General features: G+C 64.2%; 1 protein-coding gene. It reads left to right on the top strand.

The window, feature by feature from the left end; translation table 11 throughout:
* Positions 1–800: DUF3274 domain-containing protein (locus ACM6J5_RS18495; RefSeq protein ID WP_414929110.1), on the top strand; the 800-nt coding region annotated here is incomplete at both ends.

Genomic DNA, 800 nt, shown 5'->3' with positions numbered 1-800 from the left:
CAGCCAGGGCACGCTGATCACCTTGCTCGCCCAGGCCATGCTGGTGGATCGCGGTGAACGCTGCGCCGACTGCGCCATCATGGTGGCCTCGCCCTATTCGGTACTGCCTGACGCGACGCCGAAAAATTTGCGAACCCTGCAAACCCTGATCGACATCGTGCAACACACCACCCAATCCCCCCATGCGCAACCACCCCTCAGTGCCCTGCGCTGTGGCCTGCCGGGTTATGGCGGTCGCACGGGGCCGCGCTGGTCACCCGAACAAGGCCAGCGCTTGGGGGCCGACGGGAAAACCCTGGTGTTTCCCGAACGCGACAACCGCGGCAAGGTGTACCTGTATTTCTGCCCGGACGACACCACCGTGGCACTGGATGATGTGCAAGGCATCGGCACCTACGGCGTGCCGGACGAGCTGCCCCAAGGCGAGCCGGCCATGACCGCGTTGCAATCCATGCGTTTCTACCAGCGCCTGTGGACCAAGCGCTTGCGCAACGGCGAACCGGTCCTCGTGGGCAAAGCCCCGCAACCGGACTTCACGCGCGCCGAGGGGGAGCCGCGCTATCCCGGTGGCTGGTCAGTGGCCGCGATAGCCTCGCAAGCCGGGATCAGTGAAGGCCAGACGCGCAACATCAATGCCGAACAACTGCACCCACCCCATGCGCCGCAGATGTTTGGCGGCGAAGCCGTGACCGGGTCTACCCATGAGGCAGGAAAGGATCGACCGGATGCGGTGTCGCAGAACGCTGCATTGGGCAACCCCGGTGCCTCGTTCAAATGGATTTATGTGACCAACATTGACC

The organism is Pseudomonas sp. IT-P74, from assembly GCF_949768175.1.
Classification (GTDB): Bacteria; Pseudomonadota; Gammaproteobacteria; order Pseudomonadales; family Pseudomonadaceae; genus Aquipseudomonas.
The sequence above is the reverse complement of the archived record's forward strand: the minus strand, read 5'-3'. Positions and strand labels throughout refer to the sequence as shown.